Raw genomic sequence first — 25,431 nt, 5'->3', positions numbered from 1 at the left:
GCTGATTCACAGTATCCAAATATCCCTCCATGAATCCTGCTGCTCAAGGTATTCCCGGATTACCTGATTTAACACATCCTCATGAGTTGGTGCAATTTGGCACCCAAGCACTTAAAGGTTCACTGTTATTTGTATTTTTAGTTATAGCTTTAGGAATTGCGATCGCACTAGTTAGTGTTTCTTTGCGGCGAAGTTCTCTAGAACAATCGGTTTTCTTTGGCGAATGGTCGATTCGCTATTCTCAACTGTTAAAGGGTCTACAGCATTTAGCTTTAATTTTAGTTTTAGTAGTTGTCGGGTTTTTTCTATGTACAACCTTAAGCAATCGCTACCATCATTGGGAACAAGCGAGAGTAGCTCAAGTAGCTGAAAGCGTCGCTGGTGATAAGCTAGAACAAACTGCACCTCAAGTCCGCTACATTGCTGAAGAACCATACACCTACACAACTCAAGTTAAAGACAAAGTAGTTAAAGTAAATGATACGCAAAAAGTAAATCGTTATTTAGCACTAGCTGGATCGCAAATTCAGGTAAAGCTAAAGCAAAGCGTAGATGTTAACGGACGCAGCGTTATTTATTTGGTAGATTACACTGCTGAATACAAAGTTATTAATAAGCTTTCCAAGATTAATAGTTTCTTTTTTGAAGCACCACCACCTGATGGTTATTCGCTACTAGATGCTTACAAAGTAGAACGAGATAGTACTCGGTTAACACAAACTAATCCTGGTGATTATGGCTTTCCCTTCCGCTTAGAACCAGGCGCAGAAACTACCTTTAAAGTTAGCTATAAAGCCCAAGGCGGGCCGCGTTGGGTTTATAACGCCACTGGACAGTTGCTTTCTAAATTCCGCCTCACCACAATTGCAAACTTTAGCCCAGTTGAGTTTGCTAGTGGTGTGATACCTAGCAATACCAAAGTTGAGGGAGATAACACCCAGTTTACTTGGGCATTTGATGAAAATGTTTCCGTCAAAAATCCTTTTGGTGTGTTTACTAACACTGCACCTGTTCGCAATACTGGCATTATTCCCCGGTTATTACTGTTAGCACCAGCCATATTTTTGTGGTGGATATTATTACTATATTTATCGCTACCCATGCATCTCAAAAATGTGGCGATCGCAGGCGGAATTTTCTTTGCTTGTCTATTGACTTTAACCTATTTAGGCAGGTTAATTAATCCTCCATTAGTATGGACAATGATTTCCCTTGTCTTTTTAAGTTTAATGTGGGGATTAGGGTCAAATCGTCGTGCTGCTTTAGCCGCTATTATTTGCACTCTAGCGGGTGCGGTCATACCCGTATTTGGATTGTTAGTACCATTTAGCGGACTTACTCTCAGCCTAGCTGCTTTACTCTCCGCAGTTTGGCTAGCAGTACAACACTGGTATGGCTGGCAAACTTTGCCACAAGAAGTCAATACCCATAAATAATACTTAAGTAGATTTTGTAGGGTGCGTTGTCGCGCAGCGCAACGCACCATTAAAGTTATTAATTTATTACTCTTTATTTCTCCAAAATCTCATACTAATACCAATAAATTTGGCGATACATAAATAATGAATCAAGGCATTTTATTTTTTGTAACTGGTGGAAAAATTTATACCAATTTGAAAAAAGAATTCGCCAGATAAGTAGTTAAACAAAATTAATTACAAAATGTCATTGCGAATGGAGCGGAGCGGAATGAAGCAATCGCAAGGGTTGAGATTGCTTCTCTTCGAGACGCTACGCGTTAAGCGAAGCTATGCCGAAGGCTTTACGCTGCGCTCGCAATGACTGTAATTAATTTTGCGTGGTTACTTAGTAGGGGCAAGGCACTGCCTTGACCTCTAGAATATATTGATGTGTCGCAAACATTATTTGAATTGATATTAGAAAGCAAAATTATTATGTAACAAATAATTAATTATTTTATATTGATCATGTCATTTACATTCATATTTAGCTCACTATCAATTAAAATCAACTGAATCTCAACTTCTAATTATTAAATAGTAATATGCTTGCGAGAATCCGCCGTCTTTTAAACCAATTTTTTAATACATCCTGGACAATCAACAACGAACCTCTTAATAAAGTCAGTTTGATAGTAATTATTGTGATTGATATTTTTATATTAATCAATGTATTTACAGGACTGGATGATATTAGCAGATGGCATCTCAGCCCCTCTCAGACTTATCCCTGTTATTCAGAATGGCAAAATTACCGGACACAAACCAGTAAAGATAAAGATTATGAAATTGTCAGACTAGCATTACCACATAACATCAATCAGCCTAGTTTTCAGCAAAGCTATCAACAAGCTGAAACTGGACATTTAGGTAAAGTTTCTGCAACTTGCTTGCAGTATGCTGACACCAAAGATAAAGTTAAAAATGCTGAAAATCAGCAAACTATTAAAAGCATAGACCAGAAACAAGCTAATATCAGTAGGCTAGAACAAAGCAATCGGACAATTCGCACTCAATATGACTCAACGCTTTTAGAAAAAATTGCCGGACAGCCACGTGAACAATCAATTAATCAAGTTGGCGCGGAAAAAGCCAAACTAACTTTAGAGCAGAATAACCGTCAAATTTCTACGCTCAAAAATGAAATATCTACTTTAAAAGATGGGCTACTATCCAAACCAGAAAGCACTAATTTGCTAACTTTTCTGAAAGATGAAAATAAATTTAGTGAAGTAGAAAAAGGCTATAAGCAAGCATCATTTTGGTATCCTAGCATTCAACTTGGTTTCCAATCCTTATTTCTCATACCCCTGATTCTCATTGCTTTCTCAGTTCACAACTTTGCTCAACATCGCAGATATGGACTAGTTGCGCTCATTAGTTGGCATTTACTAGTCATCTTTTTTATCCCACTCATCCTGAAAATATTTGAATTTCTGCAAGTCGGTGTACTCTTCCAATTCCTCTTCGATATTATTAGCGCCATTTTCGGTGGTCTACTTTTCCTCATCAGTTACGTTTATATCTTGCTAATTCCCCTGATTGGTTTTGGAATTATTAAGTTCTTTCAACAAGTTGTTTTTAATGCCAAATTACAAGCAGCTAATAGAGTCCAAAAATCACGCTGCGTTAAATGTGCCAAAAAAATTCGCCATCAAGATAGCCACTGTCCGCATTGTGGTTATTATCAATATGTTGAATGTCAAAATTGCCACAACTTAACTTACAAGCATTTACCCTATTGTAAGCATTGTGGATATTTTCAAGATTCTACTAATTAAGTCATGTTGCTCCAGCCATCTCAGCCTTGAGGATATTGAAATACAGCCTCCGGGAAGATGAATCCGATTAAATTTCAGCATACAGTAGTCTGGGATGTCTGTTTAAGCACCAGGATATAAAGAGGCTTGGCACAATGCCGAGCCTTTTCCTCATAACACATGCATAGACAAGCCTGTCGCAGACATTGCAACATTAAAACTTACTCGATTCATCAGCTGAGCTGAGAGAAAAGCTTTTCCCAGTCAATCACAGGCGGTCTTTGTCCCTGATTTGCTAACTCAAACACCTTTCCTTCAGTCGTTGGGTAAAAAATGCTTTCGACACAAGCTTTAGCCACATCAATTCGGCTAGCATCACCCGCCAGCTTATCGCCTTGACCGATGACTACACCCAATTTACCCTCTGTTTTTGCTTGCAAAAGAGTGTTGAGGTCGTATGAGGTATAGGGGCCATCAATTAAGCGTCCGGGACGAATGATAGTGTAAGGTAACCCAGAATTAATGATTGCTTCTTCACCTTTTTGTTTGGCATCTAGTATGCCAAACGCATTGAGGACATTAAAAGGAAACTGATTTTTACGCAAAATACCACAAGAAGAAGTAAAAACAAATCGCTGCAGATTGCGCGGTGCTGCTGCTACTAAGTTGCTAACACCAATTGCATCAACCTTTAGCGGACTATTATTTGCCCTAGCTTCTAGATGTTTGCGGTCAGTAAGCAACTGCACCCATTCCAGCAAATTAGGTTCAGGGTCAATATCCCATCTCTTAGAAGGAAAGGCTGTAGTACCGCTACTACAGATGATATGGGTAACATTCTGCACCGCATCTGGTAGCGTTGCTGCATCGCGGATATCGCCCACAGCAATTTCCACTTGATTATTAAACATTTTTCGGGCTTTTTCTGCATTGCGTGTCAGCACACGAACTGATAAGCCTTTCTCTAATAGTTCACCTACTACTAGTTGCCCTACTCCACCTGTAGCACCAGCAACTAGCACTAAATTTTTAACAGCAGAAGTCATAATCGTCCCTAAATATAGCCTATTGCTAATCTAATCAAAAATGCGATCATCAAGCTTCTCCCCTTGGGACAATCGCAGCCATCACTCTGAGGGTAAGCCTGGATAAGCGTCTGGAGAAATAAGGGGAATGGGGAAGGGGAAATGGGTAAAGGTTTTTAGCTTTTTTGCCTTTCCCAAGACTTGCATATTGTGACTTTTTAGGTAGAATGAGAATCGTTATCATTTTATCTCTGGCATCAGCTTAGAATTTATGACTACCACAGCCCCAAAGCCAGCAACGAACGATGGATTACTTGATATTCCTAAACGGGGAATGCCAGTCACAATCATTACAGGATTTTTAGGGAGTGGGAAAACAACTCTCCTCAACCAAATTCTCAAGAATAAGCATGACTTAAAAGTTGCCGTTTTGGTTAACGAATTTGGCGATATTAATATTGACAGTCAGCTACTCGTATCTATGGATGAAGATATGGTAGAACTGAGTAACGGCTGTATTTGTTGTACTATTAATGATGGCTTAGTTGATGCTGTTTATCGCGTTTTAGAAAAAGAAGAGCGCATCGACCATCTAGTAATTGAAACTACTGGTATTGCCGACCCACTGCCAATTATTCTGACCTTTCTGGGTACAGAACTTAGAGATTTAACAAAAGTAGATTCTATTATCACCGTAGTGGATTCTGAAGCGTTTACGCCTGAGCATTATGAAAGCGATGCTGCACTACAACAAATCACCTATGCAGATGTAGTTCTGTTGAATAAAACTGACCTGACAACCACACAAAAGCTAGCAGAATTAGAAGCTTATATTCAGGATGTTAAACCCGAAGCTAGAATTATTAACACGAGATTTGGTGAAGTAGCTTTACCTTTAATTTTAGATGTAGAACTAACTCCAGTAGATGAGTATACCTCAAAACTAGGAGCAGATAATCATGAGCATCATCATGACCATCATGACCACCACCACGAGCATCAACATCACTCTCATCATTTAGAAAATGATGGATTTATAGCGATATCATTTCAGAGCGATCGCCCTTTTGATGTGAGTAAGTTTCAAACCTTTCTTGCTGATAAATTACCTACAAATGTCTTTCGCGCTAAAGGTATACTGTGGTTCAGCGAAAGTGAATTAAGACATATTTTTCAACTGAGTGGGGCACGTTATCAATTAGATGCAGATGAATGGCTTTCTACACCAAAAAATCAGTTAGTTGTAATTGGTAGAAATCTAGATACTAAAGAAGTTACCTCACTCCTGAATGAATGTTTAGTATGAGAAAAACTTTTTACTAAATTACAGAATAGGTCAAAAAGATGAGTTATTGAGCATTTAATTTCTATTTTCTCATGTATGAAGCCTTGAAAATTACAGCAGATTGCAAGTTGGTGAGGTACAGATAATTGTAAGGGCAAGGCAGTGCCCATTGGTGTCAACTTAACGTGAAACCCGCTTTGTAGCAAGGTTTTTGCCCTCACCCCCAGCCCCTCTCCCGCAGGGAGAAGGGAGCAAGAGATTTAGTTCCCCTTCTCCTGCGGGAGAAGGGGTTAGGGGATGAGGGCGCGAGGTATTTGTACAACGCCCGCCCTATATCGCTTTTAGCTTAAGTTGACACGTACAGTGCCTTGCCCCTACCCGCTTAACTAAATTACTTGAAATACGCTGTATTGATAAAGTCTTTTCCCCTGACCCTTGTCCTCTTTTTTGACTAATACTTTACCAGCCCATTCATCAACTTATTACCTATGACTCTCTCAATTCCTCCACAACTAATTTCTGCTACCGCTTTACCCAATCAACAATTACCTCATGTTACAGAATCAGACATGATTCAAGCTGTACGTACTTTGTTAATCGGCTTAGGAGAAAATCCTGATAGAGAAGGTTTAAAAGATACTCCGAAAAGAGTAGTTAAAGCCCTGCAATTTATCACCAAAGGCTATGATGAATCTTTGGATGAATTATTAAATGGGGCAGTATTTACAGAAGATACCAATGAAATGGTGTTAGTTAGAGACATCGATATTTTTAGTTCCTGCGAACACCATATATTACCGATAATTGGTCGCGCTCATGTGGCGTATATTCCTAATGGCAAGGTGATAGGATTATCGAAAATTGCCCGAATTTGTGAAATGTATGCACGCCGTTTGCAAGTTCAGGAACGCCTGACTATACAAATTGCCGATGCACTGCAAGGTTTACTGAAACCTCGAGGCGTAGCAGTGGTATTAGAAGCAACGCATATGTGTATGGTAATGCGCGGTGTTCAAAAACCGGGTTCTTGGACTGTCACCAGTGCAATGCGGGGAGTGTTTGCAGAAGATGTCCGCACTCGTCAGGAGTTTATGAATTTGATTCGGCACAATGCTAGCTTTTAGCTTGAAATCAGGGCTAGGAATTAGTTGATTTGCTTTAAACTATTATGATAATGATTATCATAATCTTTGTGAGCAAATGCAAGATACTCCACCATCAATACCTCAGACAATAGACCTAGCAATTATTGGTGCTGGCCCTCATGGCTTAACCCTAGCTACTCACTTGCTACAAAAGCGGCAAACTATGCGGAGTAGGTTTTTGGTGTTTGACCCCAGTGGCAGGTGGATGAGTAATTGGCAGCACCAATTTACAGCTTTAGAAATTCCTCATTTGCGTTCCCCCGCCGTTCATCATCCTGACCCCAATCCTTTTGCATTGCGGAAGTTTGCTGAATCTCGTTCTAGTGAGTTATTCGCACCCTATGATTTACCTGGAACTCAGCTATTTCAAGATTTTTGTCAGGATGTAATTACTCGCTTTTCATTGTCACAGCAAGTAGTTCCTGTAAACGTGATTCGCATTGAACCTCTGCGCCATTTAATTCGCCCGCGCTTGCGCCTGTGGTTGCAAGATGGACAATCGATTATGGCGCGGCGGGTAGTATTGGCAACGGGTAGCGCTAAACCAAACTTCCCGAACTGGGTAAATCAAATTGAGTCAGAGTATCCCCAAGATAGGTTGTGTCATTCCCAATCCGTAGATTTGCGGAAGTTGCATTTCATGGGGGAAAAAATCTTAATTATTGGTGGCGGTTTAACTAGTGGACATTTAGCAATAGGTGCGATTTCGCATGGTGCAAAAGTCCATTTAATGATGCGCCGACAATTGCAAGAAAAATTATTTGATGCAGAACCAGGTTGGTTAGGGCCCAAATATCTCAAAGGATTTTTTGCAGAACCGAATTATGAACAGCGCTTTACCATAATTAGACAAGCGCGTAATGGGGGTTCCATGACACCAGCAATGGGGATGCAACTGCGGCGGCAAGTGCGTAGTGCCAATCTCAAAATTGATGAAAACTGTGAAGTTGTAAAAGCTGAGTGGTTGGGTACGAATTGGTTAGTTAAATGTAGTGATGGTAGCCAGCATGAATACAACAGAATTTGGCTTTCTACTGGCACTCAATTTGATGCTACATCTGAGCCATTATTACAAGAAGTTTTGGCAGCTTATCCCACTCCTATAGTTAATGGTTTACCTGTGTTAGATGAATATTTACGTATTCCTGGTTCGGAATTATTTATTATGGGTGGGTTAGCGGCTTTACAAGTAGGCCCAACCGCCAGAAATTTGTCAGGTGCGAGAATGGCCAGTGACAAGATTGTTCCGGCAATTGTGAAGCGGAGTCTGGCGCTTTCCCATTTAAGAAGTGCTTGATTTTTTTAAAACTATAAAAACGATTATCATTCTGGTATGATACCGATAATTACTGTAGTGGCTGGGCCAGTGGGTTGTGGCAAAACTACTTGGATTGAGCAGCAGTTGAGATTAAAACAGCAAGAAAAAGTACTGTATTTTAGCCCTGGTACAGGTGCTGTTCCCATTGACCAAACGCGCCTAGGTGCTGAATTCCCATTTGTGAAAGTTTTTAGCGATAGTGAAAGAGTTGAGTTTTTAAACCAACTTACAGTAGCGGATGCGGTTTATTTAGAATTGGGATTTTATTTGGAATTAAGCGCAGTAGCCCAAATTTTGGATAACTTACAGTACCATGCGATCGCTATCTTACCCCCACACCTGCAAAATTCGGAATGGCACGATTGGGCGAATGAAATTATACCAGGTGTAAATATTCCAAATACTGTGTCACAACCTAGGCTATGGCGAGCTTCAAGCGCTGGTGAAGTGGTTGAGGAAAGTAGTTTAGCAGAATTTTGGTACGAATTAACACATAATGCTTATGGCGCAGTTACCCGTGCAAAAGGTATTTTTAATCTTGCTGATGGGCGTTATTTGTATACAGATTATGTTGCAGGTATTTCCAAAGATGATTTTAGGGAATTAAACTTACCCCGCTATTTAGAAGGAAGACCACAACGCTTTAGTGGTATAGAGGTTTTTGCAGAAAACTTAGATGAAGTGAATGTAGCGAAAACATTGCAAGATTGCTGTTTATCTGAAGCCGCTATTTTGCATTATCAAGAACAGACAAAACAATTGCTGGCAGAGGAAATAGAAGCGTGAAAATAGCAGTCATCTCATGTATTCATGGTAATTCTGAAGCTTTAAATGCTGTCTTATTAGATATTGATAAACACAAAGCTGACAAAATTTTTTGTCTAGGTGATTTAGTAGGATATGGCCCCTATCCGAATGAAGTTGTAGCTCAAATTCGTTCTTTAGAAATTCCCACTTGTGCTGGTTGTTGGGATGAAGATATTGTTGAAGGCTTAAATGCTTGTGAGTGCAGTTATCCCTCATTGTTAGCTGAAAAACGGGGACATTTAGCTCATGAGTGGACAAACAAAGAAATTCAGCCCGAAAACCGCGAATTTCTTGCCCAACTTCCCTACAGTTTACGTCAAGAAAAACTGGCTTTTGTGCATGGTAGCCCTCACAGTAATCACGAATATTTATTACCAGAAATAGATGCTTTTGTGGCTTTAGAAAGAGTACTATCTGTAAATGCAGATGTGCTATTTTGTGGTCATACTCATGTACCTTATATTCGGAATTTGGATGCAGGTAATTTAAAAGTTTGCATCAAAACTGAAGGTGTAAAAGCCCAAGAAAGGAGTTTTTATACATCTGTAAAACGAATTATTAATGTTGGTTCTGTGGGGGAACCACGACATGGGCGACCCAATGCAACTTATGTAATTTATGACACGGATACTCAAGAAGTAATGTTGCGAGAAGTTCCTTACGATTATCAAAAAACTTGCGCGGCGATTATTGAAAAAGGCTTACCTGCAATTTTTGCTTGGCGTTTAGCGCAGGGTTTGGAATTTGCGGAACGGGCGGATGATCCGACTCATGTTTGTACGAGGTAATGGGGAATGGGGAATGGGGAATGGGGAATGGGGAATGGGGAATGGGAGAGGGGGAATGGGGAATGGGTAATGGGTAATGGGTAATGGGTAAGTAACCACGCAAAATTAATTACAGTCATTACGAGCGCAGCGTAAAGCCTTCGGCATAGCTTCGCTTAACGCGTAGCGTCTCGAAGAGAAGCAATCTCAACCCTTGCGATTGCTTCATTCCGCTCCGCTCCATTCGCAATGACATTGTGTAATTAATTTTGTTTAACTACTTAATGGGGAATGGGTAATGGGTAATGGGTAATGGGGGAGGGTATCCAATACGGTTCGGATAAGTATTTTGCATCTCTCTCGTGATTTGGGAAAAGGGTAATGGGAAAAGGGTAAGGGTCAATTCAATCCTTTTCCCCTTTTCCCTTTCTCCCTTAACCGAACTGTATTGGGAGGGTATCAACAATTGGAAATCCAAAATCTAAAATTTAAAATCTAAAATTATATGAAATGGGCGATTTTGAGTGGTATTGAGGGTAATTTGGCGGCTTATGAGGCTGTGATGGCGGATATTAAGCGTCAAAGTCGGTTGATAGAGGCTTTGTATATTCTTGGTGATTTAGTTGGGCCGACATCAGAATCGGAAAAACTGGTGGAACGGGTACGCAAACCTCGGCGCGGTGAGTTAGAACCTATGGTTTGTAAGGGGTGGTGGGAGGAACAATGTTTGATTTTGCATGGTTTGGCTGGAACGGGAGAACCTACTGAGTTGATGGCTAAGTATGGCGGAGATACAGCGAAAATGCTTTGGGATAGTGTTTCTCGCCAAACAGTGCAATGGATTAGAAACCTTGATTTTGGTTTTTTTGAACTGGATTGTTTGCTAATTCACGGGACAACGGTATCTGTGGATGAGGAATTAACACCAGATAGTTCTCCAATTATGATGTGCGACCAATTGTCACGAATGCAAGCTCATAATTTATTTTGCGGTCGTTCTGGTTTAGCTTTTCAATATCAATTACAAGCAGGTTCCATTACTACAGGTGTTACTACCCTGGATAGTAGCGCTGCTTCGCAAACGGTTAACATTACCCCAAGTCAAGTTGTGGGTGTAGGTAATGTTGGACGCACCCCAGGAACAGCAATTTACACTCTTTACAACCCCAGCACAAATGATGTGGAGTTTAAAACTATTCGTTATGGGGTAAATAAAGGATTTAGCAAAAGTTTACGGTCTACTAAATTGGCATAATTTACAATTAATTTGCCATGACGTGCTTGTGAGAGTTCATAGTAATTTGGGAACTTTAATAATAGTGGCGTTTTCTGAACTCATGCATAATTCTTAAATTTTATCTAACCGAAGTCAGTCATATTTTAATTTTTCAGTTAGAGGTTAAGGATAGAGACTGAATCAGCGATCGCTTTTATTATACCATTTTGAAAAAAGAACGCGACAGATGGGTAAGGGCACGGCATCCACAATCTTTTGGTATCTCAAATATCTTACTGGTGCCGTGCCCCTACAAAGAATTTATCTGTCGCAAACATTATTTTAAGTGGTATTAGCTAACTGCAAATCTTGTAAATATTCCCACAAATTTTATGAGAACTCTACACTAATCACCATTGCTGAAGGCGGAATTTAAAAAAAAGATAGATGCTAAAAAATCAGCCAAACACCAAGAAATTCAGGAAACATTAGGAAATGGTTTTTTGGGTGGCTTAGGTTCATTTATGTTTGAATTCAATCAGGCAAAAAATAAATTTAAAGGTAATATTGGGGAATGGAGTGTTGCACTAATTTTGCAATCATTTCCCGATACATGGGTAATATTTAATAATGCTTTAATTCCTACGAATTTAGGCTCTCTAACAGAGATAGACCATTTAATTATCGGTGATCAGGGTGTCTTTTTAGTAGAAGTAAAAACTTGGAAAGGTTCATTTACTGCTTACAAAGACAAATGGAAACGACGGGAAGGTAATAACTGGGTAGAGGTATCTAATAGCCCGACTTCTCAAAGTATGTACCATCAAAAAATGTTTCAGCAATGGATTACTGCTTTAATTCCTAACCTTCCTGATGCATTTGTTTTCGCTCCCGTAGTTTTCCCCATTGCTAAATGGATCGGAATAAATAATTGTTCAGTTCCTGTATTCCAAGGTATTCCCGCATTGTTACAGATGATCGTTAGTTGTTCCAACTGTTTAACAGCAACACAAGTATAGGAATCCGATTTGATTATTGAAAAATCTAAGTATGTGTAGGGTGCGTTATCACGAAGTGTAACGCACCGTATTCTCAGCTTTGGTGCGTTGCGCTACGCGACAACACACCCTACGTCTAGTTCAGAAATCAAATATGAATCCTATAGAAGCAATTGCTCAAGCAGTTGCAGAATTAAAACTTGCGGAAAATACTACTCCAATTCCGGAACCGATTCCCAAGCCCAAACTTGTGAAACGCCAAAATCATCCCAATTGAATTTTAAACGGGAGTGCGCCAAAGCCCTGGAGTGAAGTTTATGTGATTTATAGGCTCAAAGGATGGCCATTTTTGTGGGAAAGTATTGAGGAGTGATGAAAACGATTATCATTATATTTTAGTGGTAATCATCTACAAATCCCATGTCAGCAGAAAATATTGCTCCTACTACCCCAGTTCAACGTCCGCGTCGTTTGCGTCGCACTGCAACTTTACGCCGTATGGTGCAAGAAACTACTCTTAGTGTCGATGACTTGATTTATCCAATGTTTGTGATGGAAGGAGAGGATCGGAAAATTGAAATCACTTCCATGCCTGGGTGTTATCGATATACTCTAGATTTGTTACTCAAAGAAATTGCCGAAGTATCTCAATTGGGGATAAATGCGATCGCTTTATTTCCTGTGATCCCAGAAATTAAAAAAGACGATATTGGTACTGAAAGCTACAACCCAGAAGGATTAGTACAGCGCACTATCAAGGCAATTAAACAAGCTGTGCCAGATATCTTAGTAATTACCGATGTAGCTCTTGACCCTTTTACTACACATGGTCATGATGGCATTGTCGATGAACATGGTGTAATTCTCAACGATCCCACAGTAGAAGTATTAGTGAAAATGGCGGTTTCCCAAGCTGAGGCTGGGTCTGACATGGTAGCTCCTTCCGATATGATGGATGGCAGAGTTGGGGCGATTCGCCAGGCTTTAGATGCAGCCGGATATATTGATGTGCGGATTTTGGCATATTCTGCAAAATATGCTTCCGCATATTACGGGCCATTTCGCGATGCATTAGATTCTGCGCCGAAGTTTGGGGATAAAAAAACTTACCAAATGGATGCAGCAAATGCACGGGAAGCGATTAAAGAAGTAGCACTAGATATTGCTGAAGGTGCAGATATAGTTATGGTTAAGCCGGCTTTGGCTTATTTAGATATTATTCGGCGCGTAAAAGATTATACGAACTTGCCTGTAGCAGCATATAACGTCAGTGGTGAGTACGCCATGATTAAAGCTGCGGCTGAAAATGGTTGGATTGATGAGAAAAAGGTGATTTTAGAGACTTTAACCAGTATGAAACGGGCTGGTGCTGATTTAATTTTGACTTATTTTGCCAAGGAAGTAGCGTTGATGTTGGCTTAGTAGCAGCTTTTAGAGAGGATTTTGGGCGTGTCTAGTTTAAAAGCAAAAATACAAGGAGACTTTGAGCAGCACTGGCGAGGGATGCTCTCAGATTATGTCACAGCGATCGCTTGGTCACCAAATGGTCAGATTCTCGCTGCTAGTTCGGCGCTGGGAGAGGTGACGATATGGCGTATTGGGGAAACCTTTGATGAAATCTCTCTACAACCGGGTAATGGCGAATCTGTAGACTGTTTAGCTTTTTCCTGGGATGGTCAATTTATCGCTGCATCTGGGCAAAATGGAGAGGTAAAAATTTGGCGTTTACAGTCACAACAGCCAGAAATCTTCAGGATTTTGCAAAATTACCATGTTTGGATTGACCGGATGGCGTGGAGTCCTACGAATAACCAACTAGCATTTAGTTTAGGTCGAGTAGTGCAAGTATGGAATGCAGAAATCGGTGAGGTTGAGGCAACGCTAAATTTTGATACTTCTTCTGTTCTCGATATTAATTGGCATCCTCATGGCGAAAGTTTAGCAGTTGCAGGTTATCAAGAAGTAAAAATCTGGATGGCGGAAAATTGGGATGATGAACCTTCTTTGTTACCTGTTGATTCCGCAAGTTTGATGATCTCTTGGTCGCCTGATGGTAAATATATCGCTTCTGGGAATATGGATCTTTCGATTTCTGTTTTGGAATGGGAGAATCCCAACCCTTGGATGATGCGGGGCTTTCCAGGTAAAATTCGCTATTTAACATGGTCGGATACAGTGACAAAATTTGGTGCGCCTCTATTGGCTGCTGCTAGTGCAGAAGGGGTAGTAGTGTGGGAAAAACAAAATGATGACTGGGAAGCGCAAGTTCTACCAACACATCAAGATACAGTGCGATCGCTCCAATTTCAACCCAAAACCCACCTTTTAGCTTCTGCATCTGAAGATGGTTGTGTATGTCTCTCCAATAGAGGAAAGCGGCTAACTCAAGTTCTTGATGGTGTAGCTAACGGATTCTCTTGTCTATCTTGGCATCCACAAGGACATTTATTAGCAGCTGGCGGTAACAATGGTGAATTAATTATCTGGTCAAAGGGTCAGCGTGGCCAGGGATTTGGGAAAAAGAAGTAAGAGTCAAGAGTATAAGTATTAAGTAGGGGAGGCACTGCCCACCTCTGTCAACTTAACGTGAAACCCGCTCTTGTGCAAGGTTTCGCCCTCACCCTGTGCCCCTCTCCCGCAGGGAGAGGGGAGTAAGAGATTTAGTTCCCCTTCTCCTGCGGGAGAAGGGGTTAGGGGATGAGGGCGCAAGGTATTTGTACAACGCCCTTTATCGCTTTTAGCTTAATTTGACACCAATGGGCAGTGCCATGCCCCTACAATCTGTTGCATTCTTGTTTCAAATTAGCTATTCACGCCAGGTTTTGGCACAACCAAACATTAAAATCTGTCTTTCCTATGCCCCATGCCCCATGCCCATTTTCAAGCTAGTATTATGAATAAATGTTGATAACAGCAAAATCAACCCTAGAAGCTTTTTGGTCAAAATTGACGTGACCAATCCTTGGGCCAGCGTTCAACTACGACTTTTGTTTGGGTGAAAAATTCTACGGCGTGATTGCTTTGACCATGTAAATCGCCAAAAAAGCTTTCTTTCCAACCACTAAAGGGGAAAAATGCCATTGGTGCAGCCACTCCAATATTAATGCCAATATTACCAACCTCGGCTTCGTAGCGAAACTTACGGGCGGCTGCACCACTGCTGGTAAATAAACAAGCCATATTTCCATATTGACCGCTATTGACGAAGGCGATCGCATCATCAATAGTATTGACATGAATTAAGCTCAATACTGGGCCAAAAATCTCTGTACGGGCGATTTCTCCTGCAGGGTTGACGTTTTGCAGAATTGTCGGGCGAATAAAGTTACCTTGTTCGTAACCAGAAATCTGCGGTTTGCGTCCATCAACTAAGAGATTTGCCCCTTCTTCTACACCCTGTTGAATTAATTGTTCGATGCGGGTTTTACTGCGAAGATCAATTACAGGCCCCATCTCTACACCTTGGTCTAAACCATTACCTACCATACGCTTTTTGGCAGTTTCGGCCATAGCTTCTGTAAATGAGTCACGCGCATCTGCAACGGTGACAGCAATGGAAGCCGCTAAACAACGTTGTCCCGCACAGCCAAAAGCACTATCAGCAGCGATGCGTGTAGTCATTTCGATGTCTGCGTCAGGTAAAACAATCAAGGGATTTTTTGCCCCACCTTGACATTGCACCCGTTTCCCATTGGCTGCACCGCGACTATATATATATTTAGCGACTGGTGTGGAACCCACAAAACTAATTGCCCGAATTTGGGGATGATCTAAAATGGCATCGACAGTTTCTTTCGCACCGTTGACGAGATTGAGTACACCTTTGGGTAAACCCGTTTTTTCTACTAATCCAAAGATTTTTTGCATTGTCAGCGGTACTTTTTCCGAAGGCTTGACAATGTAAGTATTGCCAGTTGCGATCGCATAGGGTAAAAACCAAAATGGAATCATCCCCGGAAAATTAAACGGACAAATCACCGCCGCCACTCCCAAGGGTTGACGAATCATCATCTCATCAATCCCTCTGGCAATATCTTCTAAATTCGTTCCCTGCATCATCATTGGGATACCACAGGCAACTTCGACATTTTCTATCGCCCGTCGCATTTCTCCTTGGGACTCTGCCAAAGTCTTACCGCATTCTAAGGTAATTGTGCGTGCCAAATCCTCAAAATTTTCTTCCAGCAAATTTTTAAGTTTAAATAAATACTGCACTCTTTCTGTGGCTGGTGTGCGTCGCCATGTAACAAAAGCTGCTGCGGCTGCTGCTACTGCTTGATTGACTTCAGATGCAGGCGATACAGGCACTAGAGCTAATATTTCTGCTGTTGCTGGGTTGATGACATCTAGATAATTTGTAGTCTTAGATGCACACCATTTTCCGTTGATGTAGTTAGGTAAGGTGGGGGTTGTAGTCACGTCGCTGCGCTCCGAATTCAAAATTCAAAATTCAAAATTCAAAATTAAAGAACTCCTCAGGATTGGGGACTGGGGACTGGGGACTAGGGATTGGGGATTGGGGATAAATTACTTCTGACTTTTGACACTTGACACTTGACTCTTAAATCAGAAGATATGTGTACCAGTTGCGTAAGTCCTGCATTATTTGATTTGGTATAAGTTAATAATTTCACAAATTATTGATGATGAATATACTATGGCAATAATCTGGCAAAAATTACACCTAACTGAATACAGATAATTCCTAATATGGCACTGCCTGCCCAATAGCCAGTTGCAATTAATAAATTACCACTACGGATTAAGCCGATAGTATCTAAGCCATAAGTAGAAAAAGTTGTATATGCTCCTAAAAATCCGGTTGCTACCATTAACTTGATTTCTGGAGAAATAATTTCCACTTTTTCTAGAGTTAATGTGGCGAAAAATCCCATAGCTAAACAACCACTCAGATTAATAAAAAAAGTGCCATAGGGAAAACTCATGCCAAAGCGATTAGCAAACCACAATGTTAGATAATATCGGCTTAAAGCACCTGCAATCGCACCTAAACTAATGGCAATAGGATTACGTAAATTAGGGTCTTGTAACATATTACAAAACTAAGCATTGAAATTGGCAAATATAGTTATTTATACACCAAAAGAAAGAATTAAATTCATACCATTAGTAGAAGTATTGAGTTTGGTAATTTTTTAATGTATGGCAAAAGCAGACGAAATACTGCAATTAGAATTATTCATTAACAGTAAAAGCATGACAACTACTACAAATTACCAATCTTTGATTGATATTTGCATCCAAAATTGTCTTGATTGTGTACGCGATTGCGAAAACTGTGCAGATGCTTGTTTACATAGCGATATGGTACAGATGATGGCTGAATGTATCCAGCTGTGCCAAGACTGCGCTGATACTTGTACGCTTTGTACTCGCTTGATGGCACGCAATTCGCCTCTCTATCCTCATCTGTGTAATTTATGTGCCGAAGCTTGCGATCGCTGTGGTAGAGAATGTGATAAACATCACCATGACCATTGCCGACGCTGTGCTGCATCTTGTCACCGTTGTGCTGATTCTTGCCGTCAATTAGCTAGTGCGAGTAAAATTTGAAAATTTCCTAATGAGGTTCTCAGCCTTCAAATTAAGGGCTAAGGGACTTCCAAATAAAAAAATATCCCAGTATTTATTGTGGGGTGGACATCTTGTCCGCCCAGTTGATGTGGCGGGCAAGATGCCCGCCCCACAAGATGGAATAATTTATTTCTTAGACATCCCTAAAGTCCTGACTAAGTATTTATTGAGTATGACGATACTTAATTCTTAATAAAGAAGTAATTTATAATACAGTTCATTTTTCCCAACAATTATATAGAAGCAAAGCTAATAGTATTTTTGCAACTTTAGTGGGAAAACCGTACTGAATTGGAGCGTAATTTCTACCTGTTAAATACCTATTTAGATGGTTAGAATCATAGTACGGCTTGAGTAATGCTGTTGTTTAAAAAATCAATTACAGCATTAATAGGAGAGCAAAAATATGGGAAATCAATTCAAAACTTTAGTATTGCTAGCTACTCTTAGTGGCTTATTGATTGCAATTAGTTACTGGGTAATTGGCGGCAGTACTGGTTTAATTATAGGTATTGGTTTAGCAGCAGTCACAAACCTATTTTCCTGGTATCAATCAGATAAAATTGCGTTGGCTGTATATCGCGCCCAACCTGTAAGTGAAGCAGAAGCACCAAAGCTTTATCGGATGGTGCAAAAGTTATCTAAGCGGGCAAATATTCCCATGCCAGGAGTTTATATTGTCCCTAGCCAAACTGCTAACGCTTTCGCTACAGGACGCGATCCAGAACATGCGGCTGTTGCTGTTACAGAAGGAATTTTGCAGATATTACCAGAGGATGAACTCGAAGGCGTAATTGCTCACGAACTCACCCACATTATTAATCGTGATACCCTAACACAAGCTGTTGCAGCCACAATCGCTGGTGCAATTTCATTCTTGGCGCAAATGGTAAGTTACAGCTTATGGTTTGGCGGTGGTTCACGAGATGATGATCGAGGTGGAAATCCTTTAGGTGTTTTATTAACAGTATTACTTGCACCTTTAGCTGCCACAATTATTCAGTTAGGTATCTCACGTACCAGAGAATTTTCTGCTGATGCTGGTGCTGGGAAACTAACAGGTAATCCTCGCGCTTTAGCTAGAGCCTTACAACGTTTAGAAGCTACAGCTAGACAGTTACCTTTAGATACTAATCCAGCTTTTGAACCATTATTAATTATCAATCCAATTTCTGGAAAGTTTCTCGGTAGCTTGTTCTCTAGTCATCCATCTACTGAGGATCGTGTTGAGCAATTGCTTAAATTAGAGCAACAATTGACAACTACAACTTATTAAGTTGAAGTCAAAAGTCACAGAGACGCGATTAATCGCGTCTGTACTCAAAAGTCAAATTATGAGTGGCTAATTACGAACAGGGTGCAATTCTTAATTGGATAAGAAAATTTGCAATTTAAGGATGTTTTAGCTATGACTGACAATAACTTTGAATCAACAGTAGTAGTAGAAATTAGTTCTCAAACTCACGAATTAGTAGAAACTGAAATGGCTGGCGAAACTGATGAAGTGAAGCGCGAAACGAAAGCGTTAATTGAAGCACTCAAAAGACGCGCCCAAACTGAAGCCGAGTCAGCCGGGACTCTTACCCGCGAAACTTATTTAAATGCTGTACGCCAAGCGCGGGAAGCCTTAGAAGGGGAAAAACTCATAGAACGCGATCGCATTGAACGTTCCTGGGCGGTAATGCAGGATGAAGCTGAAAAAAATTTGCACTTGCTAATTAAAGAGATTACAGGATTTGGCGATCGCGTGCAAAGTGCCGCTAAAGCTGCTTGGGAAGCCTTCAACGCCCCTCGTCCTCACAGTTAATCAGATATACAAACTCTGAGGAGAATTACTACCTAATCTAAACTTGAAGAAAGGTAGATTCACTAATAGTAATTAAAATAGAATAAATGAGTAAGGGCACAACAATGTTGTGCCCTTACAAATAGTTTATATAGCAATACAGTTCAGTTAAGCTCATTAGGGATTGATTTGTCACTTATTAAAGAAACCAGAAGAATTGGGGGATTCTCCCCCAAACCCCCGATTGGGTGACGGTTGCGTCCCCCAAACCCCCTCCAAAATTATTGTTCGGTTTTTTTGTTGAGTAACTAGTTTGTTAGTTTTGTTATCAATTAATTTTCTTAACTGAACTGTATTTGTTTATATAGAAGTCATATTTGATTTTTGAAGTTCACGTAGGAGTAGTAGGATGCGTTAGCGATAGAGTAACGCATAAGTAACTGAGATTTTTGCAAAAATCAAATCAAATCAGATTTTTATATCTTGTGCTGAAATACTCTCATCAATACTCCTATCAAAAAGAGAACTTAGGGAGCATCCCACTTTTTTCAATGTCATTGCGAACGCAACGAAGTGGAGTGAAGCAATCGCAAAATCTCTCACCAGGAATAAATCCATGCGATTGCTTCGTCGTTCCTCCTCGCAATGACGCTTAATTCTCTAGTTATAAAATAAAAACTGGGATGCACCCGAGAACTTATAAGAAACATTCCCTTCTTCATCTACTTCAAAAGCAGCATTAAGTGCTTGAGCTTTTTCATCTAAATATTGTTTAGATGACTGAATTGAAATATCAGCATTTTTTGCCATTTGTAATACTGTAATTTTGCCAGCATTGGTTTCGACTAATTTTAAAAATACTAATTCCAGACGCTGTTGTTCTGATGCGAGAATTAATGCTTTTTCTTTTCTGTTCTGCTGGACTAAAGATAAAGTCAAGCATCCTCCTATCATGGTTGAGGGAAGAGTCAAAATAGTTAAAGCTGCTATTGCATCATTCTTACCTTTTTCAGTAGTTTTGGGATTGAGGATATCAATCATCATTGCGGCAGAAAATGGAATGCCAAATAATAAAAAAAATACAGCTAAAAATTTTTTGACTAATTTCATAAAAATAGCTTAAGTCAAAAATGATACTTATATTATAGCCTTTGTTTCCCGTAATAGTTGAAATTAGGGGTATAAATTTATTAGTAATAATTTAAGTAATAGTTGTGAATTACTTAGCGTGCCCAGTAGGTAGCGTACCACATCCAGACAAATGCAAAGGCGCAAATTAAGGCACCTAAATTCCATTTAACAGAATTTCTGATCAGATCATCATAAGTATTATTTTTAGCTGCTTTAGCTTGATTACTGATTTTTGTTTCTAATTGACCCATTTGTAAAAGTAATTCATTCTTAAGTTTTTGGGGTTCCTGTAACTCAGGCGTATTCTTTTGGGGATTTAAAGATTTAAAAATTTTATTAATATCTTCAGTATTTTTCGCTTGATTTAATAGTGACTTGGCTTGTCTGATTTGAGTAATTTGTTGCGAAGACTGATTGTTAATTTGGATCAGGTTTTGATTATTAATTCGCAATGTATTATGAATACCTAAAGGTAATAATAATATAAATCCAATTCCAGCTAATAAAGCAGACCAGGATAATATTTTTAATAGATAAATTTCTCTTTTATCACGATAAACTCTTTCTCCGAAGAATACCAGTATTAAAGCTATTAAAGGTAACGGTGCGTGTTCTACTAGCGCTCCCAGCATTTGAAATTCCCAAACAGCATTGGTAAAATGCCAAGGTAAAAAGATATTAACAACATCTATTGCTGCCAATAATAATAAAATATATCCGACAACACGCAAATTAAAAATAGAATTCCAGTATTCATCTTCAAATTGATTCATAAGTAATAATTCCTGTTTGTTTAAATATTAAGGTTTAGGAAAGTGATAACTCCACCATGAATAAGAATTAAACCAAGCTTTTTCTAAACGCTGATAAGCGCTGTGAGAGTTAAAACCATTAATTGGTGTAGATAAATGCGCCCATAAACAACGCTTATCAAAAAAACTTTCTTTACCTAATAACCAAGAGAAAATATGCTGAAAACTCAGATTGTACAGATAGCGATTTTGCATAAACTCATCTGGAGTCACTGTACTTTCACCTTGGGGATTAATACAGCTACTTAAATATGCTTTATTGTTATGAGTAAATAAACCATAATAGCCTATTCCAGGTTGCTGACGTACAGTCTGAAATAGCTTACCTATAGGTAATTTTATCTCTGTATTCTTGTAGATCATTCCTTCAACATTTCCTAAGGCTCCTACAACATAACGCATCTCTATATCTATAGGAATGTGGTCATAATAATATCGATACCGTCTCCCAGAAATTACAGCATCATATTGCTTTGGTTGCTGTACAACTATATCAGTCAAAGCTTGGCTTTTCCAGATTGTATTTTTGTCCAAGACTACAGTTTCCGGGAACAAAAACGGTTGAATTTTCTGGATAGTTGTATTTGGTGCAAAAATTAGTTTAGCGATAGTCAAGAAAACACTTAAAGAAGTTACAACTAGCAATCCTAGCCGTGGTTCGATTTGGGATTTGATTTTTGGCTTTGATTTAGTTAATCCTGTCATGCTGATTTATATTGTTGTAATACCCAATAACATACATACACAAAAGCCAAAATTGAAAATGTAGAAAATATCTGACTTCCTGAACCTTCGTGCCAATATTCAAATCCTTGATGATTTTTAGCAGCTACCAAAAGTGTCATCAATACTAACCGAAATACATTAATTACAAATCCTAAAAATATAGCCACAATTGGCAACATAATTTTGTGAAATATTTTTATAGGGAACACTAATATAAATAGTAATGATAGTTGCAGCAAGATTAAAATTGCATTTAAACCCGAACAAGCAGGATATATTTCTATAGCACCTGTAGGGAGGATGACATTAACACCTTGTCGAGAAACTGGAAATCCTAAGTACCACAGCACAAAGGTAGAAAATTTTGCAGCTAAGATGCTGACATTAAAATTACTGTCAATGAAACCCGATATTAAACTTTCAGATAATAGCAGCAGTAAAATTGCAAATTCTTGAATATATTGCTTTAATCCTCGGATACCGGAGGCTATTAAAGCTAAACCTAAAAATGATATTAAAGCTGATATTTTTACAAAAATTGAATCAAACCACAGCAAACTGAGGCTTTTAACCAGAAGAACAAAAATTAAGAATAATCCTAAAAGAGTTGAGATAATATCACTTTCTAAACTGAGATTATCTCGCTTTTTCCAGATTAAATATAATATCGATGCCCAAAATAAACAACGAATAGTTAAAGCATCTAAACTAGCGATAAATTTTCCAGCTAAATCTAATTGAATAATAATTAAACCAACAGCGATCGCACACAACCAAAAATTAGGTTTTTGTAGCTTTTCAACAATATTAAAGCCAGATATTTTCATGACTTTTTCTTTTTCAACCAATTATGAAGCGCTCCCCCAGCAACCACTGCTAAAATACCTGGAGTTGCTGAAAAATTGTAAGGAACTCCAGCAGTGTTAGTGTCAAGACTGATAAATTCTAAGTCAATATCTGCGCGTGCTGAAGTGGTATCATCTCCTAAAAATATAAAGTTAGAGGTTCGATAAACATCACTACCAAATCCACTAGCTGTAGTGTAATCGCGCAGCGCACCGCTTAAAAGAGTTGTAGTGTTATTAGTTAGCGTATAGTTGCTACCAACAACATTCAAAGTATAAGTATTTAGGCTGGATAGCAAACTGGAAACATTAGTTACTTGTTCACCAATAGAGTTAAAAGAAGAACTAGCCTGAGAAAAAATATCACTATTCCTAAAACCTATTTCTATTCCTTGCTTGTCACTACTGATAGCGACAACGCTAAAGCCAGCGCGATAAGCGCCATTCGTTCCATCATTAACTTGGGAGTTAATTTTGACTGTAAAAGTGAGACTATAACCAGCATTCCTATCTAGTGAGGGAAATGATGAATTGACTAGGCTAGTAGGAGTGATTACAGAAGGAGAAGCTGAGGTGGTTAAATTATAGTTACTATAACCACCATATATACCATTATTATTACTTGCATTAGTATTCAAATTGGTGACACCGCTGCTGAAACTCTGGGTACCACCATTTGGAGAACCAAAAGTTAGCGCAGGTGAATTGTTGAGTTCTGGTGAATTATATAAATTAGGTGTGACACCAGATGTCCCATTATAAAGAGTGATGACTCCCGCTATGCTGCGGTTAGCTGTCAGCAGCATGATAAATCCTACGCTGAGAGCAATTATTTTGTTTCTCATTTAATTTATATATTTCGTGTTAGTAATTACAGTTATTTTCAAACACCTTAAATACAAGTAATTTTAATGGAATATAGGAATCCGCTTTGATTCCTGAAATTATTTGCGTAGGGAGGGAACAGGGAACAGGGAACGGGGAACGGGGAACAGGGAAGAAGAAATAAAAGTGTACTTAGGTTTTTTCAAAAATCAAATATGAGTCCTATAGCAGTTTTGCGTGTTAAGCCTGTAGCCTAACCTCAATGCAAATTACCGTAATTACAAAGTTGGAATTATTACCTTAATTCTTGCCTGAAACCTAAGAATTATTAGCATCTTCTGGAGTTAATGTGTAATTTATCACACAACATTATATCCGAGGATTCCAGAAAAGCTTGGGTATAAAAAGGTAAATAGTGTAAATTTTATTTCAATACTGTTACTTAGTATTACTATAAATTGAGATAAAAATTAGCATAGGGAAGACTAGTACAACAAGGCAAAAGGCAAAAGTCAAAAGTCAAAAGAAAGAATAGTTATACCACAAGCCTTTTAGCAATTACAGATAGTCTGTTTCTCTTACAAAGTTTGGCGGGACGGAAACCGACACCGCCAACTTTGCGCTATTTACGCCGACTTGTACTAGACACACAGGTATTAGTGTGCGATCGCATCAAGCCGAAGGTAAAATTTGTATTAGCGTGGTTTAATGCACTTAAGGCGATCGCAACCTAAATGTTGAGTCATCATTGCAGATAGTTGTTGAGAAGCTAAACCATCAATATTTAATTCTCGCTTAATTTGCTCATAGCTTTCTCCCTGCACTATCCTATTTGCTATTTGCTGAAACTGTGTCCAAGTTAAATCACTTTCCACAAATGCTTTAGCGAGGGTAATTACCAATTCCTCATAATCATTATCTTCAAGTTTTGTCATCATCCGGTGTTCAATATGTAGCGAATCATCAAAGCAGTAATACCAAGACTTTGGTTGCTGCTGGAGTACCGTTGTGAAAAAATCTTGCTGTTTAGGACGACTCACAGCGCGATCGCCTTCGCTACAAACCATTAATATCGGAGCAGCAACAGAATTTTGAGCTTGTTTTAACAGCGTTTCTCCTAATTCTAGAAATATGCGTAATGCGGGAAGCCGAAAACCTTTATAGCCAAAATTACCAGATGCGTCTTTGTTGAACCATTCAAAGTAAATTGGCAGAATTTTAATTAACCAATCGAATATTAACTGATTACTACCTAAATAAGGTGTGAACAATAAAGCGCGATCAATCAACTGCGGATATTCTAAAGCTAACCAAGCTGCTAAAGTTCCACCTGTTGATAATCCACCCACTACAACTTCTTTACCTAAAGTTTTAGCAACTTCTAACCAATCCAGCACAAATTGTTGATAAGTCTGAATGTTTGTAGGAAGTGGTGGCGGATTTTTGCGGTTCCATTCACCTGAGAGTCCATGACCAGGTTGTAAAGGAACTAAAACGTTGTATCCTTGATGGAAAAATGCTTTACCAATTGGCTCAAATTGATAAGGCCCGGCTGTAAAGCCATGCAAGAATAGACATACTTTCTCAGTGGCGTGAGAATGGACAAAGAATTTTGAACGACAAGCTTCGTTTTTGAGTCCCATGTTAGACTCTGATTGCTGAACTTTTTCCAGAATTTCTGCTGTGTTCTGAATATTAATTGTCACGCCGCTTTGCTCCACACTAAAAATTAAAAATTTGCATAAATAAATTCAAGTGACTCAATTATTTTGTGGTTGAGTCATCTTTCAATAATCGGCTTTTTGGATGTATTGCTGTAGAATTTACCTCAACAATATCAGTAGCCACATCCAACTAACGTAGTAATTTATAGCGACTATCTTAAAAATCAAGCGATCGCAAAAGCGCTAATCACTAGACTTCTTAAAGC

At 39.1% G+C, this 25,431-nt stretch carries 26 protein-coding genes; 17 read left to right on the top strand and 9 right to left on the bottom strand.

Features of this window, described 5'->3' with window-relative positions:
* Nucleotides 1-29 precede the first annotated feature (29 nt).
* Both HGR01_RS25425 and HGR01_RS25420 read left to right on the top strand, forming a co-directional pair.
* Nucleotides 30-1,436 carry a DUF456 domain-containing protein gene (locus tag HGR01_RS25425; protein ID WP_045871302.1) on the top strand — a complete coding sequence of 469 codons (1,407 nt, stop codon included), beginning with the start codon at nucleotides 30-32 and terminating at the stop codon, nucleotides 1,434-1,436.
* 569 nt (nucleotides 1,437-2,005) lie between these two features.
* Nucleotides 2,006-3,241, top strand: coding sequence for a membrane protein (locus HGR01_RS25420; RefSeq protein ID WP_045871303.1), 1,236 nt, complete (start codon nucleotides 2,006-2,008; stop codon nucleotides 3,239-3,241).
* 212 nt (nucleotides 3,242-3,453) lie between these two features.
* Here HGR01_RS25420 and HGR01_RS25415 read toward each other — a convergent pair whose 3' ends face one another.
* Nucleotides 3,454-4,266: an SDR family oxidoreductase gene (locus HGR01_RS25415; RefSeq protein WP_045871304.1), complete on the bottom strand. Its 813-nt coding sequence runs from the start codon at nucleotides 4,264-4,266 to the stop codon at nucleotides 3,454-3,456.
* Nucleotides 4,267-4,516: 250 nt separating this feature from the next.
* Between HGR01_RS25415 and HGR01_RS25410 the strand changes: the two genes are divergently transcribed.
* The 11 genes from HGR01_RS25410 (at nucleotide 4,517) to HGR01_RS25360 (ending at nucleotide 14,678) form a co-directional block, all read left to right on the top strand.
* Entirely contained in the window at nucleotides 4,517-5,551 is a 1,035-nt protein-coding gene (locus tag HGR01_RS25410) for a CobW family GTP-binding protein (RefSeq protein WP_045871305.1), read from the top strand.
* A gap of 467 nt (nucleotides 5,552-6,018) precedes the next feature.
* Nucleotides 6,019-6,654, top strand: a complete 636-nt coding sequence (folE, locus tag HGR01_RS25405) for a GTP cyclohydrolase I FolE (RefSeq protein ID WP_045871306.1) — start codon at nucleotides 6,019-6,021, stop codon at nucleotides 6,652-6,654.
* Nucleotides 6,655-6,730: 76 nt separating this feature from the next.
* On the top strand, nucleotides 6,731-7,972 hold the full coding sequence (locus HGR01_RS25400; RefSeq protein WP_045871307.1) for an FAD-dependent oxidoreductase: 1,242 nt from the start codon (nucleotides 6,731-6,733) through the stop codon (nucleotides 7,970-7,972).
* 36 nt (nucleotides 7,973-8,008) lie between these two features.
* Complete coding sequence (locus HGR01_RS25395; protein ID WP_045871308.1) at nucleotides 8,009-8,779, top strand: GTPase G3E family protein; 771 nt, start codon at nucleotides 8,009-8,011, stop codon at nucleotides 8,777-8,779.
* A complete protein-coding gene (locus HGR01_RS25390; RefSeq protein ID WP_045871309.1) occupies nucleotides 8,776-9,588 on the top strand; it encodes a metallophosphoesterase family protein in 813 nt (270 codons plus the stop codon). Before HGR01_RS25395 ends, HGR01_RS25390 begins: the two co-directional genes overlap by 4 nt.
* 484 nt (nucleotides 9,589-10,072) lie before the next feature.
* Nucleotides 10,073-10,822: a metallophosphatase gene (locus HGR01_RS25385; protein ID WP_045871310.1), complete on the top strand. Its 750-nt coding sequence runs from the start codon at nucleotides 10,073-10,075 to the stop codon at nucleotides 10,820-10,822.
* Between the two features lie 377 nt (nucleotides 10,823-11,199).
* Entirely contained in the window at nucleotides 11,200-11,802 is a 603-nt protein-coding gene (locus HGR01_RS25380) for a nuclease-related domain-containing protein (RefSeq protein ID WP_052335238.1), read from the top strand.
* Nucleotides 11,803-11,935: 133 nt separating this feature from the next.
* Entirely contained in the window at nucleotides 11,936-12,058 is a 123-nt protein-coding gene (locus HGR01_RS25375; protein WP_255325239.1) for a hypothetical protein, read from the top strand.
* A 143-nt stretch (nucleotides 12,059-12,201) separates the two neighbouring features.
* Nucleotides 12,202-13,203: a porphobilinogen synthase gene (gene hemB / locus HGR01_RS25370; protein WP_045871311.1), complete on the top strand. Its 1,002-nt coding sequence runs from the start codon at nucleotides 12,202-12,204 to the stop codon at nucleotides 13,201-13,203.
* Nucleotides 13,204-13,230: 27 nt separating this feature from the next.
* Nucleotides 13,231-14,310: a WD40 repeat domain-containing protein gene (locus HGR01_RS25365; RefSeq protein ID WP_045871312.1), complete on the top strand. Its 1,080-nt coding sequence runs from the start codon at nucleotides 13,231-13,233 to the stop codon at nucleotides 14,308-14,310.
* Nucleotides 14,311-14,549: 239 nt separating this feature from the next.
* Nucleotides 14,550-14,678 (top strand): hypothetical protein, encoded by a 129-nt coding sequence (locus tag HGR01_RS25360; RefSeq protein WP_264263675.1) that lies wholly within the window; start codon nucleotides 14,550-14,552, stop codon nucleotides 14,676-14,678.
* Between the two features lie 43 nt (nucleotides 14,679-14,721).
* On the opposite strand, the gene HGR01_RS25355 is transcribed toward HGR01_RS25360, so the two are convergent.
* Together HGR01_RS25355 and crcB are read right to left on the bottom strand one after the other, a co-directional pair.
* Entirely contained in the window at nucleotides 14,722-16,200 is a 1,479-nt protein-coding gene (locus HGR01_RS25355; protein ID WP_045871313.1) for a CoA-acylating methylmalonate-semialdehyde dehydrogenase, read from the bottom strand.
* A gap of 236 nt (nucleotides 16,201-16,436) precedes the next feature.
* The gene (crcB, locus tag HGR01_RS25350) at nucleotides 16,437-16,835 is read right to left on the bottom strand and encodes a fluoride efflux transporter CrcB (RefSeq protein ID WP_045871314.1); all 399 of its coding nucleotides are present in this window, start codon (nucleotides 16,833-16,835) and stop codon (nucleotides 16,437-16,439) included.
* A gap of 163 nt (nucleotides 16,836-16,998) precedes the next feature.
* On the opposite strand from crcB, the gene HGR01_RS25345 reads away from it, so the two are divergent.
* The 3 genes from HGR01_RS25345 to HGR01_RS25335 all read left to right on the top strand — a co-directional run bounded on the left by HGR01_RS25345 (nucleotide 16,999) and on the right by HGR01_RS25335 (nucleotide 19,183).
* Entirely contained in the window at nucleotides 16,999-17,355 is a 357-nt protein-coding gene (locus tag HGR01_RS25345) for a four-helix bundle copper-binding protein (RefSeq protein ID WP_045871381.1), read from the top strand.
* 427 nt (nucleotides 17,356-17,782) lie between these two features.
* Complete coding sequence (locus HGR01_RS25340) at nucleotides 17,783-18,652, top strand: zinc metalloprotease HtpX (RefSeq protein ID WP_045871316.1); 870 nt, start codon at nucleotides 17,783-17,785, stop codon at nucleotides 18,650-18,652.
* Between the two features lie 132 nt (nucleotides 18,653-18,784).
* Complete coding sequence (locus tag HGR01_RS25335; RefSeq protein ID WP_045871317.1) at nucleotides 18,785-19,183, top strand: hypothetical protein; 399 nt, start codon at nucleotides 18,785-18,787, stop codon at nucleotides 19,181-19,183.
* 639 nt (nucleotides 19,184-19,822) lie between these two features.
* Here HGR01_RS25335 and HGR01_RS25330 read toward each other — a convergent pair.
* The 5 genes from HGR01_RS25330 to HGR01_RS25310 all read right to left on the bottom strand — a co-directional run bounded on the left by HGR01_RS25330 (nucleotide 19,823) and on the right by HGR01_RS25310 (nucleotide 23,521).
* Nucleotides 19,823-20,272 (bottom strand): hypothetical protein, encoded by a 450-nt coding sequence (locus HGR01_RS25330; RefSeq protein WP_045871318.1) that lies wholly within the window; start codon nucleotides 20,270-20,272, stop codon nucleotides 19,823-19,825.
* Between the two features lie 113 nt (nucleotides 20,273-20,385).
* Entirely contained in the window at nucleotides 20,386-21,066 is a 681-nt protein-coding gene (locus HGR01_RS25325; protein ID WP_045871319.1) for an HpsJ family protein, read from the bottom strand.
* Nucleotides 21,067-21,093: 27 nt separating this feature from the next.
* Complete coding sequence (locus HGR01_RS25320) at nucleotides 21,094-21,810, bottom strand: cyanoexosortase A system-associated protein (RefSeq protein ID WP_052335239.1); 717 nt, start codon at nucleotides 21,808-21,810, stop codon at nucleotides 21,094-21,096.
* Nucleotides 21,807-22,658, bottom strand: coding sequence for a cyanoexosortase A (crtA, locus tag HGR01_RS25315; protein WP_045871320.1), 852 nt, complete (start codon nucleotides 22,656-22,658; stop codon nucleotides 21,807-21,809). The genes HGR01_RS25320 and crtA overlap by 4 nt, the downstream gene beginning before the upstream one ends.
* On the bottom strand, nucleotides 22,655-23,521 hold the full coding sequence (locus tag HGR01_RS25310; protein WP_045871321.1) for a hypothetical protein: 867 nt from the start codon (nucleotides 23,519-23,521) through the stop codon (nucleotides 22,655-22,657). The genes crtA and HGR01_RS25310 overlap by 4 nt, the downstream gene beginning before the upstream one ends.
* 567 nt (nucleotides 23,522-24,088) lie before the next feature.
* Here HGR01_RS25310 and HGR01_RS25305 point away from each other — a divergent pair.
* A complete protein-coding gene (locus HGR01_RS25305) occupies nucleotides 24,089-24,235 on the top strand; it encodes a hypothetical protein (RefSeq protein WP_168160993.1) in 147 nt (48 codons plus the stop codon).
* On the opposite strand, the gene HGR01_RS25300 is transcribed toward HGR01_RS25305, so the two are convergent.
* Entirely contained in the window at nucleotides 24,197-25,207 is a 1,011-nt protein-coding gene (locus tag HGR01_RS25300) for an alpha/beta hydrolase (protein WP_045871322.1), read from the bottom strand. The two genes, HGR01_RS25305 and HGR01_RS25300, sit on opposite strands and share 39 nt — an antisense overlap.
* Nucleotides 25,208-25,431 lie beyond the last annotated feature (224 nt).

Origin of the sequence: Tolypothrix sp. PCC 7712, from assembly GCF_025860405.1 — a bacterium.
Lineage (GTDB): Bacteria > Cyanobacteriota > Cyanobacteriia > Cyanobacteriales > Nostocaceae > Aulosira > Aulosira diplosiphon.
The sequence above is the reverse complement of the archived record's forward strand: the minus strand, read 5'-3'. Positions and strand labels throughout refer to the sequence as shown.

What these genes read in the sequence shown, in the direction of transcription:
- HGR01_RS25425 (WP_045871302.1), top strand. Translation starts at nt 30, where the DNA reads ATGAATCCTGCTGCTCAAGGTATTCCCGGATTACCTGATTTAACACAT.
- HGR01_RS25420 (WP_045871303.1), top strand. Translation starts at nt 2,006, where the DNA reads ATGCTTGCGAGAATCCGCCGTCTTTTAAACCAATTTTTTAATACATCC.
- HGR01_RS25415 (WP_045871304.1), bottom strand. Translation starts at nt 4,266, where the DNA reads ATGACTTCTGCTGTTAAAAATTTAGTGCTAGTTGCTGGTGCTACAGGT.
- HGR01_RS25410 (WP_045871305.1), top strand. Translation starts at nt 4,517, where the DNA reads ATGACTACCACAGCCCCAAAGCCAGCAACGAACGATGGATTACTTGAT.
- folE (WP_045871306.1), top strand. Translation starts at nt 6,019, where the DNA reads ATGACTCTCTCAATTCCTCCACAACTAATTTCTGCTACCGCTTTACCC.
- HGR01_RS25400 (WP_045871307.1), top strand. Translation starts at nt 6,731, where the DNA reads ATGCAAGATACTCCACCATCAATACCTCAGACAATAGACCTAGCAATT.
- HGR01_RS25395 (WP_045871308.1), top strand. Translation starts at nt 8,009, where the DNA reads ATGATACCGATAATTACTGTAGTGGCTGGGCCAGTGGGTTGTGGCAAA.
- HGR01_RS25385 (WP_045871310.1), top strand. Translation starts at nt 10,073, where the DNA reads ATGAAATGGGCGATTTTGAGTGGTATTGAGGGTAATTTGGCGGCTTAT.
- HGR01_RS25375 (WP_255325239.1), top strand. Translation starts at nt 11,936, where the DNA reads ATGAATCCTATAGAAGCAATTGCTCAAGCAGTTGCAGAATTAAAACTT.
- hemB (WP_045871311.1), top strand. Translation starts at nt 12,202, where the DNA reads ATGTCAGCAGAAAATATTGCTCCTACTACCCCAGTTCAACGTCCGCGT.
- HGR01_RS25360 (WP_264263675.1), top strand. Translation starts at nt 14,550, where the DNA reads ATGCCCCTACAATCTGTTGCATTCTTGTTTCAAATTAGCTATTCACGC.
- crcB (WP_045871314.1), bottom strand. Translation starts at nt 16,835, where the DNA reads ATGTTACAAGACCCTAATTTACGTAATCCTATTGCCATTAGTTTAGGT.
- HGR01_RS25345 (WP_045871381.1), top strand. Translation starts at nt 16,999, where the DNA reads ATGACAACTACTACAAATTACCAATCTTTGATTGATATTTGCATCCAA.
- HGR01_RS25340 (WP_045871316.1), top strand. Translation starts at nt 17,783, where the DNA reads ATGGGAAATCAATTCAAAACTTTAGTATTGCTAGCTACTCTTAGTGGC.
- HGR01_RS25335 (WP_045871317.1), top strand. Translation starts at nt 18,785, where the DNA reads ATGACTGACAATAACTTTGAATCAACAGTAGTAGTAGAAATTAGTTCT.
- HGR01_RS25330 (WP_045871318.1), bottom strand. Translation starts at nt 20,272, where the DNA reads ATGAAATTAGTCAAAAAATTTTTAGCTGTATTTTTTTTATTATTTGGC.
- HGR01_RS25325 (WP_045871319.1), bottom strand. Translation starts at nt 21,066, where the DNA reads ATGAATCAATTTGAAGATGAATACTGGAATTCTATTTTTAATTTGCGT.
- HGR01_RS25320 (WP_052335239.1), bottom strand. Translation starts at nt 21,810, where the DNA reads ATGACAGGATTAACTAAATCAAAGCCAAAAATCAAATCCCAAATCGAA.
- crtA (WP_045871320.1), bottom strand. Translation starts at nt 22,658, where the DNA reads ATGAAAATATCTGGCTTTAATATTGTTGAAAAGCTACAAAAACCTAAT.
- HGR01_RS25310 (WP_045871321.1), bottom strand. Translation starts at nt 23,521, where the DNA reads ATGAGAAACAAAATAATTGCTCTCAGCGTAGGATTTATCATGCTGCTG.